General features: G+C 65.6%; 15 protein-coding genes, 1 tRNA gene and 2 pseudogenes. 12 read left to right on the top strand and 6 right to left on the bottom strand.

The genetic code is table 11. The annotated features are described in order from the left end of the window. Nucleotides 1–241 precede the first annotated feature (241 nt). Nucleotides 242–895, bottom strand: a complete 654-nt coding sequence (locus ACFYTS_RS21125) for a hypothetical protein (protein WP_387306552.1) — start codon at nucleotides 893–895, stop codon at nucleotides 242–244. Nucleotides 896–1,559: 664 nt separating this feature from the next. On the opposite strand from ACFYTS_RS21125, the gene ACFYTS_RS21120 reads away from it, so the two are divergent. The 4 genes from ACFYTS_RS21120 to ACFYTS_RS21105 all read left to right on the top strand — a co-directional run bounded on the left by ACFYTS_RS21120 (nucleotide 1,560) and on the right by ACFYTS_RS21105 (nucleotide 6,411). Beyond that, nucleotides 1,560–2,171, top strand: coding sequence for a hypothetical protein (locus ACFYTS_RS21120; RefSeq protein WP_387306550.1), 612 nt, complete (start codon nucleotides 1,560–1,562; stop codon nucleotides 2,169–2,171). Nucleotides 2,172–2,639: 468 nt separating this feature from the next. Continuing rightward, on the top strand, nucleotides 2,640–3,374 hold the full coding sequence (locus ACFYTS_RS21115) for a PAS and ANTAR domain-containing protein (protein ID WP_387306548.1): 735 nt from the start codon (nucleotides 2,640–2,642) through the stop codon (nucleotides 3,372–3,374). Nucleotides 3,375–4,472: 1,098 nt separating this feature from the next. Continuing rightward, nucleotides 4,473–5,423: a LysR family transcriptional regulator gene (locus ACFYTS_RS21110; protein ID WP_387306546.1), complete on the top strand. Its 951-nt coding sequence runs from the start codon at nucleotides 4,473–4,475 to the stop codon at nucleotides 5,421–5,423. A gap of 820 nt (nucleotides 5,424–6,243) precedes the next feature. Then, the gene (locus ACFYTS_RS21105) at nucleotides 6,244–6,411 is read left to right on the top strand and encodes a hypothetical protein (RefSeq protein ID WP_387306545.1); all 168 of its coding nucleotides are present in this window, start codon (nucleotides 6,244–6,246) and stop codon (nucleotides 6,409–6,411) included. Between the two features lie 278 nt (nucleotides 6,412–6,689). Here the strand turns inward: ACFYTS_RS21105 and ACFYTS_RS21100 are convergent, their stop codons facing one another. Both ACFYTS_RS21100 and ACFYTS_RS21095 read right to left on the bottom strand, forming a co-directional pair. Further along, nucleotides 6,690–6,944, bottom strand: coding sequence for an IPT/TIG domain-containing protein (locus tag ACFYTS_RS21100; RefSeq protein WP_357289723.1), 255 nt, complete (start codon nucleotides 6,942–6,944; stop codon nucleotides 6,690–6,692). 358 nt (nucleotides 6,945–7,302) lie between these two features. After that, nucleotides 7,303–7,848, bottom strand: a pseudogene (locus ACFYTS_RS21095) (recombinase family protein); the annotation flags it as partial. Between the two features lie 250 nt (nucleotides 7,849–8,098). Here ACFYTS_RS21095 and ACFYTS_RS21090 point away from each other — a divergent pair. Then, on the top strand, nucleotides 8,099–8,767 hold the full coding sequence (locus ACFYTS_RS21090) for a hypothetical protein (protein ID WP_387306543.1): 669 nt from the start codon (nucleotides 8,099–8,101) through the stop codon (nucleotides 8,765–8,767). Nucleotides 8,768–9,046: 279 nt separating this feature from the next. On the opposite strand, the gene ACFYTS_RS21085 is transcribed toward ACFYTS_RS21090, so the two are convergent. Beyond that, entirely contained in the window at nucleotides 9,047–9,451 is a 405-nt protein-coding gene (locus tag ACFYTS_RS21085) for a nuclear transport factor 2 family protein (RefSeq protein WP_387306541.1), read from the bottom strand. A 303-nt stretch (nucleotides 9,452–9,754) separates the two neighbouring features. On the opposite strand from ACFYTS_RS21085, the gene ACFYTS_RS21080 reads away from it, so the two are divergent. The 4 genes and pseudogenes from ACFYTS_RS21080 to ACFYTS_RS21065 all read left to right on the top strand — a co-directional run bounded on the left by ACFYTS_RS21080 (nucleotide 9,755) and on the right by ACFYTS_RS21065 (nucleotide 11,335). Then, nucleotides 9,755–10,234 (top strand): hypothetical protein, encoded by a 480-nt coding sequence (locus ACFYTS_RS21080; RefSeq protein WP_387306539.1) that lies wholly within the window; start codon nucleotides 9,755–9,757, stop codon nucleotides 10,232–10,234. Nucleotides 10,235–10,368: 134 nt separating this feature from the next. Then, the gene (locus tag ACFYTS_RS21075; protein ID WP_387306537.1) at nucleotides 10,369–10,605 is read left to right on the top strand and encodes a hypothetical protein; all 237 of its coding nucleotides are present in this window, start codon (nucleotides 10,369–10,371) and stop codon (nucleotides 10,603–10,605) included. Beyond that, nucleotides 10,494–10,910: pseudogene (locus tag ACFYTS_RS21070) on the top strand (hypothetical protein); the annotation flags it as partial. The gene ACFYTS_RS21075 and the pseudogene ACFYTS_RS21070, both read left to right, overlap by 112 nt. 86 nt (nucleotides 10,911–10,996) lie before the next feature. Further along, nucleotides 10,997–11,335: a hypothetical protein gene (locus ACFYTS_RS21065; protein ID WP_387306535.1), complete on the top strand. Its 339-nt coding sequence runs from the start codon at nucleotides 10,997–10,999 to the stop codon at nucleotides 11,333–11,335. 282 nt (nucleotides 11,336–11,617) lie between these two features. Here ACFYTS_RS21065 and ACFYTS_RS21060 read toward each other — a convergent pair whose 3' ends face one another. Continuing rightward, nucleotides 11,618–11,914 (bottom strand): three-helix bundle dimerization domain-containing protein, encoded by a 297-nt coding sequence (locus ACFYTS_RS21060; RefSeq protein ID WP_387306532.1) that lies wholly within the window; start codon nucleotides 11,912–11,914, stop codon nucleotides 11,618–11,620. Nucleotides 11,915–12,169: 255 nt separating this feature from the next. On the opposite strand from ACFYTS_RS21060, the gene ACFYTS_RS21055 reads away from it, so the two are divergent. From ACFYTS_RS21055 to ACFYTS_RS21045, 3 genes are all read left to right on the top strand, one after another. Further along, complete coding sequence (locus tag ACFYTS_RS21055; RefSeq protein WP_387306530.1) at nucleotides 12,170–12,316, top strand: hypothetical protein; 147 nt, start codon at nucleotides 12,170–12,172, stop codon at nucleotides 12,314–12,316. 54 nt (nucleotides 12,317–12,370) lie between these two features. Then, nucleotides 12,371–12,610 carry a hypothetical protein gene (locus tag ACFYTS_RS21050; RefSeq protein ID WP_357283233.1) on the top strand — a complete coding sequence of 80 codons (240 nt, stop codon included), beginning with the start codon at nucleotides 12,371–12,373 and terminating at the stop codon, nucleotides 12,608–12,610. A gap of 328 nt (nucleotides 12,611–12,938) precedes the next feature. Continuing rightward, nucleotides 12,939–13,841, top strand: a complete 903-nt coding sequence (locus tag ACFYTS_RS21045) for a phosphotransferase family protein (RefSeq protein WP_387306528.1) — start codon at nucleotides 12,939–12,941, stop codon at nucleotides 13,839–13,841. Nucleotides 13,842–14,144: 303 nt separating this feature from the next. Here the strand turns inward: ACFYTS_RS21045 and ACFYTS_RS21040 are convergent. After that, nucleotides 14,145–14,220 (bottom strand) — tRNA-Glu (locus ACFYTS_RS21040). Between the last annotated feature and the right edge of the window lie 275 nt (nucleotides 14,221–14,495).

The raw sequence follows: 14,495 nt of genomic DNA, 5'->3' as shown, positions 1-14,495 counted from the left end.
GATCGGCTGTCGCCATCACCGGAACCATCGCTGCCAAGACAGGATCGGCAGCGGGTGACCCGGCTTACGGTCGCCAGTCGAATTGGTTCTCGAGATCAGCACACATTTCCGAGAACCATTCGGACACAGACTTGTTGAGCGGCGAAGCGAGGAGGCCATCGTCTTTGCCGAACCACGTAGCAGATCGGGTTCGCTGACCTTTTCGTAGTAGCGAGGACAGGATTCGAACCTGCGACCTGTGTCAGGACTCCGCAGCGGCGTCGGCCGGCTCGGCCTCGGTCTCCGGCTGCCGGTGCGCGGCCAGGAACTCGTCGACGATGCGAACGTGGTCGTTGTGGGTGGTGCGGGCGGCTCCGACCAGCCGACCGTAGGCGATCGGGCCGACCAGTTGCGCGACCGCCGCGGCCACGTTGTCCGTACCGATCGCCGCACGGCCGTCCTCGGTCGCGAACAACTCTTCGAACGGCTGGCGGTAGTGGTAGTTCAACGCCAGCCGGAACATGTCAGCCTTGCTCAGCTGCGCGCTCAAATCGACCGGGGTGCCGGCGGCGAGCCAGGTCAGGGCCACCTTGCGCACCGGTGCGGCATGGATGACCTCGGCCTGGCGGTCGAGCAGCTCGATCAGCCGGTCACGCACCGGCCCCGCGCCGGGTGCGGTCGCCACAGGCACCAGGGCGCGGTGCAGCGCGGCTGTTCCCGCCATGACCCCCTTGCCGAGGTACTGGTACATGGAGTTCTTGGCGGCCTTCTTCCGCTCGCCGTACACGTAGATCGCCAGCGGCTTCAATCCACCCGATTTGACCAGCGTCACCACCGCGCGCAACTGATCGGCCCGTGTCATCGGCGCCTGCGGGGTCTCCGCCTGGCGGGTGTCTTCGGTGGTCTCGGTGGTCATCGGGGTCCTTTCGTCCACAACCCGCCGCCGCGACTGCTCCGGCAGGAAATCCATCACCGATCTTACGTACGATCGTTTCACACGCTTCGGCATGCCAGCGGGGGGTCCGATCTCCCGCTACCGCTCAAATGGAATTGGAAGCGCGAGCCCCACTAGCGCATCAGGAGGACGTTCCACGTGCCCAGACACCAACGCCTGGAACGTCTTCATGGTCCATCGCGGCGGCAACGAGAGCTAGCCAGCCTTGATCTGCTGCACACCACACACCGCCCCTCGCCTACCACTTGCGTGCGGGTCGGAGGGAAAACCCGGCCGAACCGCCCCTCGGGCAGCCACATCCAGACTATCAATCCGATCTGCCTGATTGCTGCCGTCAGCCGCCAAGACTCCGAGGCAGCCGGATACCGCGCCCTGCAACAAACCAATCCGGCTGTAGTCCATCGCCAGAATCTCCAACTGCCTCTCCCTATATCGGAACGCCGGAACGCACGCTATTGCCGCATACCGGGCTGACCGAACCGGCCGGCGCTGGGCGACGCCGGCCGGAACCTGGTGCACCACACACCATCAGAAGCGCTCGAAGACGTGTTGCGATGACCGCGAGCCCGCACCGCATACCGCGCGTCTGTTCGGGCGGTTCTCCGGGATCGCGGCATCGTGAAGGATGGCTCCCTCTCCCGACATCGATGTCACCTTCGCCGCTGACGAACTCGTGCTCCGGCTGGCCGCCCTCGCCTACCTCGCCCGCTTCTCCGCGGTCTCACGCACCCACGCCAGATCCGATCTGCGCCTGTACTTCTACTGGTGCACCGACCAGCACCTCACCCCACTCGCGGCCGCCCGCACCGAGGTCGAACGGTGCACGCGGTGGATGCAGGAGGTCCGCCGCTTCAAACCCGCCACCGTCGCCCGCCGCCTGGCCGTCGTCGCAGGCTTCTACCGCACCTGCGTTATCGACGGCGTCCTGGACCGCTCACCCGCCGAGTATGTCCGCCGGCCGCGGGTATCGAACGAGTCACCGACACTGGGACTTTCACCCCCGCAGTTCGAGGCACTGCTGTGCGCCGCCCGCGACTCGGACAACCCGCCGGACTTCGCCCTGGTCGCCATGCTCGGGCTGCTGGGCCTGCGGTACTGCCCTCCGGTGAGACCGCAGTACTACGGAGGCCGGTCGATGAGAAGACAACACCGGACAACGCGTGGGGTCCAGGAAGGCCACCAGCGGCTCGGCGCCGGCTGCACCGAATCCGCCGTCCGTGTGGCGATCGGGTCGTGAATCGCGACGCCCCGAAGGCGCGGAGAAGCTGTCACATGTCCTTACGCCGTCACCGATGCTGATTGCGTTGTCTGGACACACATCAGGGCTACGCCTGGCGAAATACGCCACGGTCTCGGCCGACTCCCACGGCAGGCGACGGCCCCGGGGCCACGCGCCGTGCCGCCGTCTGCGGTAGCACCAAGGCGGTAACCTCCATGCGCATCGTGGGGGTTACCGCGTTGCGCCACATGGAAATCCGGGGACACAGGCACATCAGAGATCGGGCGCATTCCATCGGTGCCGGCATCCTCGTTGCGCCCGGCGGCTGCGGCACGGTCGAGGTCGCTCAGCGCCTGGTTCAACACCCACCACCGCCCCCGATTCCGGTGACGCACCGGTGGTGCACTGGCCCGAACCCAGCCCCCTGCGATCCTGGTGGAACACCATCATGGCTCCCGCCCAGCCGCCGGGTGCGACACTGAGGCCATGACCGAGGACGACCGCGGCACCGCTGAGGTGGTGGCCTCGGTGGAGAAGGTGGTCGCCGCCGGCAACGCACTGCAAGCGGGCTGGTTCCGGTTCCACTTCGCCGACCAACGCTGGGAGTGGTCCGACGAGGTGGCCCACATGCACGGCTACACGCCCGGCGACGTGACCCCGACCACCGAGCTGTTGCTGTCGCACAAACATCCAGATGACCGCGACCGGGTGGAAGCGGCCTTGGTCTCCTCGGTGCACGACCACGCGCCCTTCTCCAGCCGCCACCGCATCATCGACACCCACGGCATCGAGCACCATGTCGTGGTGGTGTCGGACTCGGTCACCGACGACGCCGGCACCGTGGTCGGCACCGAGGGCTACTACATCGACCTGACCGACCGCGACCCCGCACAGACCCACGCAATCCTCGACGACCTGCTACCGCGGATACTCCAACATCGGGTAGTGATCGAGCAGGCCAAAGGAGCGCTGATGCTCGTCTACGGCATCAGCGCCGAGCAAGCATTCCGAGTACTGGTGTGGCGCTCACAGGAAACCAACATCCGCCTGCGAGATCTCGCGGCCCGGCTGATCACCGAAATCGCCGCCATCCAGATCACACCGGCGACACGCTCGCAATTCGATCACCTGCTGCTAACCCTGCACCAGCACGCCCCTCCCACGCCGGTCGACCAAGGGCCTCACACCTCGAAAACTCACCCAGGGACTGAACGGCGCTGATTGCGCAAGGCTCCGGAGTTGGTGAGCCGTCGGCAAACGCTGACCCCTGCCCTTCCTGGCCGTGTAGCGCACATCCGATGGGCAGGTAGACCGCACGCCAGGCGCGCCTCAGGACCTGGCTATATGGCTCGGCGTGCCTACCCCATCGGGAAAACGACAGGGCGATCGGTCCACTGACCAACTGTGCCGCAGGGATGTCATCCCATGCTGTCTCCCACGGTGGCCGTACTGCGCTGGACTGCGGCGATCGGATCAGTTGCTCTGAGCGAGGAGGTGTCGGCGGATCGTGTCCTGCAGGCCGCGGACCGCGGCGGCAGGCCAGTCGGCTCCGTGGCTGAGGCCGGGGAAGGTGTCGGTGCAGGCGACGAACTGCTGCTGGGCCGGAGACCACCGAATCCGGTACGGAGCGTCATGAACCCTTCGCTCGATCTCACACATGGCCGTCTCGATTCTGTGGCGACACGCCGACGCCTTCAGCGTGGCACCGGCGCGTCCGCACCGGTAGTGACCTTGGCCCCAGAACACGCGAACCGAACGACACCGACGCTGAGGCCACCGCACGGGGCCCCTCACCGAGGACTTCATCACCGAATTCTCCGCCCGAATCGGGCACCGAATCGAACACCACACCGGCAGGTTCTGAACCGTCGCCGCCACGATAAGACGCGGGGCCGACAGCCGGTCTCCTCTGCTTCTGGCCCCGCGTATTTCGGGTTTCGATCCGTACGGGGTTGTGAGAAGCCTGGAATGTGGCACTCAGCGTCGAGATTCGTATGCGCTGTCATGTCGCTGACCGAACTGGCCAGCGCTGCATATCGGAAGATCAACGGGCCCAGGGCATCTCGGGCGGCTGACCAATCGTCAGCCGTCACGATGCGATGCCGGAAATTGGTTCACCCACCGAACTGCGCGATTAACGCAATTAAGAAGCAATGCTTCCTGCTCCGGTAACAGTGAATGCCCTGAAAACGTTAGAGCACCGGGAAGTCGAAGAGAAACCAATATTCGTGGATAGTCCACAAGCCCGGCTTGTGAATGAATAGGGCGATTCGACGATAGAATTCAGTTCCGATAACCAATCGACCTAGACTGTGCGCCATGGAAGTGCACACCCGTCAGTTGCAATACTTCATCGCGGTGGCGGAGGAGCTGAGCTTCACCCGCGCGGCGCAGCGACTGCATGTCTCCCAGCAGGGCTTGAGCATCCAGATCAAGCAGCTCGAGCACGCGATGGACGTGGTGTTGTTCTCCCGCACCACCCGCAATGTCGAACTGACGGCCGCCGGCGCCGCATTCCTTCAGGATGTCCGTGGTGCGCTGACCGGCTTGGACGTCGCGATCGAGCGGGCGCGGTCGGTGCATCGCGGTGAGCAGGACAGGCTGGTTCTGGGCGCGCTGGAGGGCGCGGCCCTGACCCTGACCGAGCCGATCCTGTCGGCTTTCCGCCAGCGCCATCCTGCGATCACCGTGGAGTTGCGGCATTTCACCTACGAGGACCCCTCGGCGGGGCTCGCCACGGGCTCGGTGGACGTGGCCTTCGCGCGCCGCCCGTTCGTCGACGCGGGGGTCGACTTCGAGCCGCTGTTCGCCGAACCACTGATGGTCATGGTGGCCGCCAGTCATCGGCTGGCCGGTCGCACCGAGGTCTTCGCGCACGAGTTGCTCGACGAGCCTCTCCTCGGAGCCGCCACCACCGATCCGGTGTGGAACGCGTTCTGGGAGTTGGACGCTTTCCGCGACGGATCTCCGGCCCCGGTGGTGTCCCGGTCGAACTCACTGCTCGAGGAGCTGCACAAAGTCGCCACCGGGGTCGGCATCGTCCTCACTGCGGCCTGTGCGCGCTGGATCCCTTTTCCGGGTGTGCACCTGCTGCCGGTCGCCGATGCCCCGTCCAACGAGGTGGCGGTCGGCTGGCGCCGTGCACACGAATCGGCGCTGGTCCGTTCGTTCGTGGAGGTCGCCCGCGGCATCCGCGACACCCACCCGGAGCTGGTCAAGCTCTTGCAGGAACCCGATTTCGCGGACTGCACGATGCCGCCTCACCTCTGATCCACACCCCTGGCCCCTCGACAGTCGGAGTCACTGATATCTCTGAAGTGGTACTTTCATGCGGCTACCCGCGCGGTCCGGGGCCGTGGTGGGAGGTCCCGCCGGCAGCCGGAACCCGTTACGCCGCAGAACGTCCGCTACTGCCTGCGGGCTCAGGCGGTCATCGCAACACTTCTTCGAGTGCTTCTGATTGGTGTGCGGAATCCGGGGGTTTGTCGAGGGCGGCCGTTGAGTTCGTCAGCAATGGCGTCGAGGTCGGTCTGGTTTAGGTGCGTAGGTCGAGGTGTCGGGGAAGGCATTGGCGGACAAGGCCGTTGGTGTTCCCGACGAGAACTTCGACTCGTCCGAACGCGTCGCACTGCCGTTTCTGAGCTGGACCGACCGTCCTCACCGGTCGATGGCTGCCCGACGCTCTGGACGCACAGCCACGTCGACATCCAACACCGCTTCAAACGTCCGCACATGCCGCTTCCCGCGCTGACCAGACCGGCCAGCGCCCAGCGGTAGAAGATCAGCCAGCCCTGCCGAACTGAGCCGCGCGAACGGCGCGCAGAGCAAATCGAGGCAACTCAGAATCCCCGATGATCAGCACGACACCTGTTGGGATTTGCTACAGTCCCGCCAAAGCTACTGAGCTGCAGAAACTTGCGCTCGAACCGCTTTGCCCTCCTGGTGACCCCAGAGAACCCGGTGTCCCGGGTCGACGACGCGGCGCTGCGCGGCGGCGAACTCGCTATCCCAGTACTCGAACACGCATTCGATCATTGCATAAACAGATCGTGTGGCCGGTATAGGCTGCGGGCATGGTGAACGTCGGTGCGTGCTGCTGGTGGCTGGTGGGCTATCGGTGTTCGAGGTCCGCGAGATCGACGGCGACCACGCCGTCGTCGAATCGCTGACGCCGATGCGCCCGGCCGCTACCCGTTCCCAGCGCGGCTGGCCCACCTGGTGCCCGCCGAGAAGGCAGCCGTACCGAACGCTCTACTAGGTGCGCGGCAGATCGGTTGCGGCGCAACATCGTCGGATGGGTGAGTACGACGCCATCAACGAACACAACGCAACGTCGAGCGGGCCCGGGCCGCGGGTTGGCCCGAGCTGACCGGGACCGACGCGCAGCTCGGGTGGGCGACCACGGTGCGGCAGACCAAACTCGACGAGTTCGACGCCGGATCGGACCCGCGGTATCTACTGCCCCTACCCGTGACCGCAACGCGGATTGGTCCGTCGGCAGGCAATTGCCCACCGACGGCCCAGCCACACCCGCCGTCAGACAAAGGTGAAGGGCAGTCCGTTGCTGGTGCCGTCCAGCTCCACCTTGACGGTGACGTTCACCGTGCCTGTCCCCGTCGGGGAGATGGCCGTGATCTGGGTGTCGGAGTCGATGGTGAATGTGGTTGCCGTGGTACCGAACCGCACGGTCAAGGGACCGACATTGGCGAACCCGGAGCCGGTGATCACCACAGAGCTGAAAGTCGTCGCAGGGCCGGAAGCGGGTGTCAGGGAAGTGAGAACAGGTGCCATGGTCGGACTCCAAGCCGAAAATGAATGAAAATGGTTGCCTTGCAACGGATGCCGATCTTGCTGCGGACCGTTACCTATCCAGTAAGCCTCCGGCGCTGGCACTTCGGCAACGGGATCCACAGTTCGTTACCCTTCCGGTTTTATCCGGTTTCGACCCGGTGATTCGCGGCAACAGGGTCAGGACAACTCACCCCCACACCCAGCCGGTGCGCGAGGTCGCAGCATGAACTGAGTGCTACGCCTCGGCTGCTCGGCGAGACGGCAGCGGCTCGTCGTACTTGCTGACGTTGGGCATCAGTCGGTCCTCTCCGGCGATGAGTTGCCTTGGGCCGCCCTGGGTCAGCTCGGGTACGTACTCGTAGATCGTGGACCGCGAGACGCCGAGCAGTCGGGCGATCGAGGACACCGATTCGTCGGGCCGGGTCAGCAGAGCGCGGGCCTGGCGGATCTGTTCCTCGGTCATGGCCGGGCGGCCGCCCGAGGCGTTGCCCGCGGGCGCGGGAGGCGGCCAGGCCCTCGTTGGTGCCCTCGACGATCAGCTCGCGGATGAACTCCGCGAGCGCGGCGAAAACGTGGAAGACCAGGCGTCCGCCGGGGGTGGTGGTGTCGAGGCTTCGTGCAGGGACTGGAATCCGATGCCGCGGCGGCGGAGTTCGGCGACGATCGCGAGCAGGTCCTGCATCGAGCGGCTGAGCCGATCCAGCGCCGGCACCACGAGGGTGTCGCCGGGGCGCAGGTACTCCAGGCAGCGCTGCAGTTTCTCGCGCTCGGCGTTCTTGCCGGACTTCTTGTCCGCGAATACCTTCTGGCATCCGGCCGCGCGAAGCGCGAGCAGTTGGCGGTCGAGCAGCTGGTCGGTGGTCGAGACCCGCGCGTAGCCGACGAGCGCACCCCCGCCGCCGATCGGGTCGAGCGCGTCGCCGTCGAGGACGAGCGGGGCTGGGCTGTCTGGATCGCGTGTCGCGGTGGCCATACCCGGACTGTGCGAGAAAGGCCGACAAGACTTGTTGGACACCAACATTTTTCGACACATGGCCGGTTCGGGCGACCTGGGACTCCGAACCACACCGCGCCGAGGTGTCGCGGGTGTTGTGAACCGCGTGATGTCTGGCAGAGGCGCGGCTGCTGCCAGAGGGATCCGGTTGGATGAGCCCGTGACTGTCTATGACGTAGCCCGCAAGCTTCCGACCATCGCCGGCCTGCGGGACCTGTGCCGCTCGCTTGCGATGCTCGACGCGATCCTGAGCCCGGACTGGGAAAGCCGGTATTACTCCTTCAATGCCGCTTGGGCTGAAGGCGAGGAGGTGGCCTCGATGAGCGACGGGTCGGGAGACGAGTACTCCATCGTGTTCTCGGTGGCCGGGGTCTATGTCCGCGGCTTCAGCCACGAATCGCCGATGAGCCCATATGGCCATGACTGCGAGCCCTGGCCGGGAGTGATCGACCATGTTCCCGATGTCTTCAAACCCTTCGTCGAGGAGCCGGCGTTCACCGACGAAGACGGTGTGCCCGTGGTGACAGCCTGCTTGTGGCGGGAGGCGACGGATGATCGGTGGCACCACGGCACGATCGAGTTCCCCTCGGATCGTTCCGATCCTGATGGGGCGACAGGTCTGTTCCAACTTCTGGTCGACCGCTCACCTGAAGCGTTCCAGCGCTTCGCCGAGGACTATTACGAGGTCTCTGTGGACCTGGAAGCGGTGAGTGAGGTGTATGCGTTGCGGCCGCTGGACCAGGAACTCGTGTCGTCGTTGAACGTGGAGGTCACCCTGGCGGACCTGGCCAAAGACATCTCCGAAATCGGCTATCCGCAGGCCCTCTGAGAGCTGATCTGGCTGTCCACCAGCACGTTTCACTGGTGGCGCCGCCGGCGACGACACGAGTATGGACCGGGACGCGGCTGTGATCGCCGCCGCACTCGACGGCTACCTCAACAAGAATGCCGATATCGCTCACCGGTTCGTCGACCAGGCGCGCGACGACCTCCACAGCAACTAGCTCGTTATGGCCGCTGCTAGCTGATCGTTTTCCGAACACCGATGTAGCGAGAGAGATGTCGGGTGCTTTAGGTCAAGCGGCATCGCCAGCCATCGCACGCCACCTCAGGCACCTTTTGCCCAAGCCCAGGCTGTCAGCCGCCACTGTGTCCCCACCTTGCCGAGCGCGACGGTGAAAAGGGAGCCGGTCTGCGTTACCTGCTTGCCCTGCAGATTGACCGTCATGGTGGCGGGAACAACGACATAGGCGTGGTCACCGGTGACGTCGACATGCCGCGGCTCGCCGAGCACAATGTGGTAGCCCGATGCTCCCGTGTGCTCGCCCTCCCTGAGTACGTCTCGCCACCAGTCCTCGCTGGCTGTCGGTCCTTGCCAGACATGCGGGGACATGCCGTCGAGTATCTGCATCGGGTCAGCGCACAGCGCAGTCATCGCCTTCGGGTCACTGTTGTTGAAGGCATCGACGTACTGGAGCAGCACTGCCGTGGGCGCGTCGAGGTCGGTGTCCATGCTGGGGACGGTAACTGGTGTTCCTCGCGTAGGGGTGAATGGCGCCGTCGTGTTGTCGTTCGCCTTCGAGGCCCGGCACTCGCTGGATCGTTTTCCGAACGCTGCTGAATGGGCGCCAGGCGCTCACGGCGTCGCGTCCGGCGGCCATCTCGGGCTGGCCTTCGCCCCCGGAAGTTGGGGCACCCCCGCCGATCTGAAACGGGCCACTCCGGAATTCGACACCGCTAGTATTCACGGCGCCCGACCGGCTTCCCGCACCATCCGGGGTCCGGCGGGAGCGCTACGAACACACGGGGAGGGCATATGGCATCGAGCCATATTCTGAGTCGAATCGGCTGGGCTGCAGGTGGATTGGCGGTCGCGAGCGCGACCGTCCTCGGGACGGCGGGCTCCGCTGCGGCGGCGGACTCGCCGAGCCTGACGATCCAAGGCAGTCCGATGCCTGTGCAAGTGGGCAGCACCTACCAAGTGGTGGACGATCTGAAGGTCACTTCGGGGGAAACAAGCACCGGTTCATCATCGAACCCGTTCACCGGCCCCAATCCGATCTGGCTCTACGACAACGGTCAATGCGTCCACTACGACATGGTCGGGGCGAACGGTACCGGCATCAAGATGATGAACTGGACACCGACGACCGCCGGCACGCACACACTGCAGGTCAGGTGGGGCTCGCGCGCCAAAACCGTGACGGTCACCGTCGAACCGGCCCCGCCCGGTACCCCGATCCCGGCTCAGACCAGCTGCGGTACCAACAGCCCTACCGGCAGTTTCGGCGCCTGAGCCTGGCTGCACCGCCAACACAGGCGGCGGTACCGAGTGGCGCCGCTCGGGCCGCCCCCAGGATTCAGGTGGTCCGGGCGTCTGGCCGTGAGTTCCCCCTGACCGGCAATGGTTGAGACCTTTCGGTTTGTTTCGTGGGTACGCTGCTGGTCATGGTGCGCCATCCGGCGCCGATGCTCGCCACCCCGGGCCCCGTACCCGCCGATGACGACACCCGGTACGCCTACGAATGGAAGTACGACGGAATCCGTGCCCTGGCATGGATTTCCGGCGGGGTGTGCCACCTGGTCAGCCGCAGCGGCAACTCGTTGAACGCGGCCTTCCCCGAGATCGCCCACGCCCTGGTCACCTCGCCGCCGGCCGGGAGATGACCCTCGACGGCGAGCTCGTGGCCCCCGACCGCGACGGGGTACCGCGGTTCTCCCGCATCGGCCGCCGCCTGGGCATGACCCATCCGAGCCCCGCGCTGATCCGGGGAGTGATGGTGCGGCTGTACGTGTTCGACCTGCTGGGGTTCGGGGACCGGGACCTGCGCACGCTGACCTACCTGCACCGCCGCGAACGCCTCGAACGACTGCCGCTGCCGCACGGCCCGATCCTGCTCTCGCCGTCCTACCGCGATATCTCGGTCTCGCGGATGCTGGAAGTCGCCGCCGAACACGACATCGAAGGCGTCATCGGCAAGCGCATCGACTCCACATACAGGGCCGGCAGGTCTCAGGCCTGGCGAAAGCTCCCCCTGCGCGGGCGACCGAGGCGGTCGTGGTCGGCTGGCTGCCCGGCCACGCCGGCGGCGAGGTGTTCGGATCCCTGCTCGTCGCCGCCCACGACCATGACGGGCAGCTGGTGCTCCTCGGCGCGGTCAGGACCGGGTTCTCCGACGCCGCACGCCGCTCCCTGCTGGCGCTGGCCACCGCCACCCCACCGGTCGCCGGCACGGTACCGGCGTCGATCGCGGTCACCGCGCATTGGGTCACCCCGCGGCTGGTCGGCGATATCGCCTACCGCGAACGCACCGCCACCGGCCTGCGCCATCCATCCTGGCGCGGACTGCGATTCGACCGCGCACCCGAGGACATCACCATCCCCGAGACCAATTGATCCGCCCATCCGCAAGCCGCAGACCGCGGTGTATGACGGCAATGCGGCGCGGGCGAACGCCCTGTAATAGCCGATTACACCGCGACAGCGGCAGGGCCCGATGTAGGGGCATGGGCATACCGCCTCAACCTCGTGGAGCTGGTGATGTCGTCACCGCTCTGGCGGAGGTGCCGGCGTTGCGACCCGATGTCACCATCCTGGATGTGCGGCTGCTCGGCGGGGGCGCATCACCGGGAAACCAGTTGGGGGCCGTCGAAACTTGGACCAGCACAGCGGCTTTGCTCATGCCACGCGGTTCGACGCCGGTAACGGAGCGCCCGTGTAGGTCCACACGACCGGCAGCAGCACGCCGACGTCGAGCTCATCCGTCAATCGCTGCCTGGCCAGGCGTTCGCTCAGCTCCGGCATCGCACCGACCGGACTGCCCGCCAGATCGGTCAGGCACCTTCGCAGTACCGACTCCACCTGCCGCCGCGATACCTCGCCGCCGAACTCCGCGGATAGCCGCGTCACCGTCCGCTCGTACATTCCGGGATCGATCGTGTGCCGCGACTGCGTGGTATCGAGAACCATGATCACGGCTACCAGGCTGCAGTGCGCGTCGACGCCACGGCAGGGCCGAAAGGCTTCTCCCGATTTGCCTTGGCCACCAACGGTTGTGCGCAGCGTCCAGGACCGACGGCTCGGTTGTGGCAACGGTGATGTGCCCTTCGGGGTCCCCACAACTGACCTTCGGCCCCTGTGGTGAGCCAGCGTGGCGGGCGATCTTGGATCAGGCAGCGCCAGCGTAGTCGCTGCCCCCTCCGGAATGTTCGTGCACATCAGGAGAATCGCATGAGCGACACCACCGCCCAGCCCGCCATCGGCCGCGTACGGAACTCGGTAGTCTGGCCCGACCCCAGTCCCTTGGACTCTTGGTGGCACGGGGTGATGTACGCCGAAACCAGCTCGGCCCTGCAGACACTCCGAATGGCACGCTGACCGGCGACCCTATGCATGCAAATCGACACCTGAGCCGAAGAAGGAGAATCGGAGATGATCCGAAAGCAGTGGCATGATCTGAACGTGCGCACTCGCGGGCTGATCGTGGGCGCGGGCGTGATCGACGGTATCGCGAAGGTCGCGGCCCTGCTGGATCTGCTCCAACGGCCGCCCGAGCAGATCCGCGGCTCCAAACGCGTATGGGCAACCTCGATCGTGCTGGTGAACTCGATAGGCGCCCTCCCCGTCGCATACTTCCTCCTCGGACGCCGCGCACCGGACGACAACGCTTGACCTGCCGCTGTACGTTCCGCCCAATCCCACTGAAGGTTACCGAAAGCGGTGCGGCCGACGGCGAGACCGACAGCGGCGCAGAGACATCCGCTACTGCCGAATGCAGTGCATGCATTGCTCGCCTCGTTCCAATTGCCACGTAGCCGGACCCCGGCTCGAGTCGGCGTCGATGACGAAACCATGACCGACGCGATATCGAGCCGGCTGATCTAGCCGGCGCACCGTATGGTGCGTGCAGGCTGTGCTCGCCTAGATGTCGGGTTCGCTGACGGCAACAGGCACTTCGTGGCCGCCGGTCTGTCGTGAAGTCGATCGAAGAGGTGATGTGATGGACGCTCGAGTTCCTGATGCGGAGGCGGTGACCGACCTCCTCGGCCATTATCTTCCGGGTTTGCGGGTTGCTTCGGCGGTATGTCTCGGCCAAGGACTGGACAACGTTTCCTATGAGATCAACGGCGAGTTGATCATCCGATTCAGTAAAGAACGCGATCCGGATCGCCGAGCGAAGCTGGTCAGCGACGAAGCACGTCTACTGGCTATGGTGGCCTCTATATCGCCGGTACCGGTCCCCGATCCGATCTTCATCGCTCCCGAGCTGGGGTATCTGGCCTACCGCAAACTCGCCGGTCGACCCATGATCGATCTACCCAGCAGAATCAGGGCCACTCACACCGATTCCGTCGCCGCCGTAATGGGCGAGGTACTGTCCGCCTTGCACGCCACCACACACAGCCAGATCGGTGACCTCGTCGAGATCGACGTTCAGCCAATGCAATTGTGGCTGACCGAGGCCGCGGACAACTACGCTGCCGTCGCCACGGCCCTACCATCGATCCATCGCCGCGCGGCCGAGACCTTCCTCTCGACCCCGCCCCCAGCCGACTGCGCCGACATCGTCTTCTCGCACAACGATCTGGGAATCGAGCACATCCTGTTCGATCCCCGCGCCGCCCGAGTCACTGGCATCCTCGACTGGAGCGACGCCGCGATGATCGACCCCGCCTACGACTTCGGGCTCCTCTACCGCGACCTGGGCCCCACCGCCTTGACCATCGCAATGCGCACCTACCGAACCCGAACCCGCGCCGACGAAGGCACCCACGCCCGTGCCCAGTTCTACGCCCGGTGCAGTGTCTTCGAAGACCTCGCCTACGCACTCCGAACCGGACACACCGAATACCTCGACAAAAGCCTCGACTCCTTGCAATGGCTGTTCCCGACCGCCCACTGACCGCCACCGGGCAGCCCATCAATGGACTCCGAGCGGCAACCCTGACCAGAGCCACAGAAAGTGGGCTCTTCAAGTGGCCGCTGACCACGCTGATCTAACCGGCCAGCGGGGGTCTCCGAAGATCAACGGGCTGAGATCATCTCACCTGACCGGGCCCGCCAGCTATGCACGGTATTGCCGCATTGAGCGCGGTCATGGGCATTGATCTTGGCGGAAGACGAGCGGCCCAAGATCGTCTCAGACCGCTTGTGTTTCAGGGAGCGTCCGCGGCTGTCGATGACGGGGCCGAGGCATGTGATTGGCTGGCCGCGAAGGCGGGAATCGAACCCGCGCCTCCCCGACTGAGCGAAGGGTGCTCTACCAACTGAGCTACTCCGCGACCATTCGTGAGCGTAAGGACTGAAGGTCGTTGCAGCAAGGGAATTCCCGCTACAGAGCCTGAACCGAGGTTGGACGTCGACTGGGCCGCGTCATACGGCTGCGGGTAGTGCGCGGTCATGCCGCTGCGCGCGCTGACCGAACCGGCCAGCGCGGGGCGTCCGGCGGCCGGGACCCGGTGCTGTTCAGAACGTCCGCATCTGCCGAAAGGCGTGCACTCCGGGGAGACCCGCGTTCGCGGACGCGCGCCCCAGAGAGTCGAGAGCCTTCAGCAAC

This window comes from Nocardia sp. NPDC004151, assembly GCF_042874235.1.
GTDB lineage: Bacteria > Actinomycetota > Actinomycetes > Mycobacteriales > Mycobacteriaceae > Nocardia.
The sequence above is the reverse complement of the archived record's forward strand: the minus strand, read 5'-3'. Positions and strand labels throughout refer to the sequence as shown.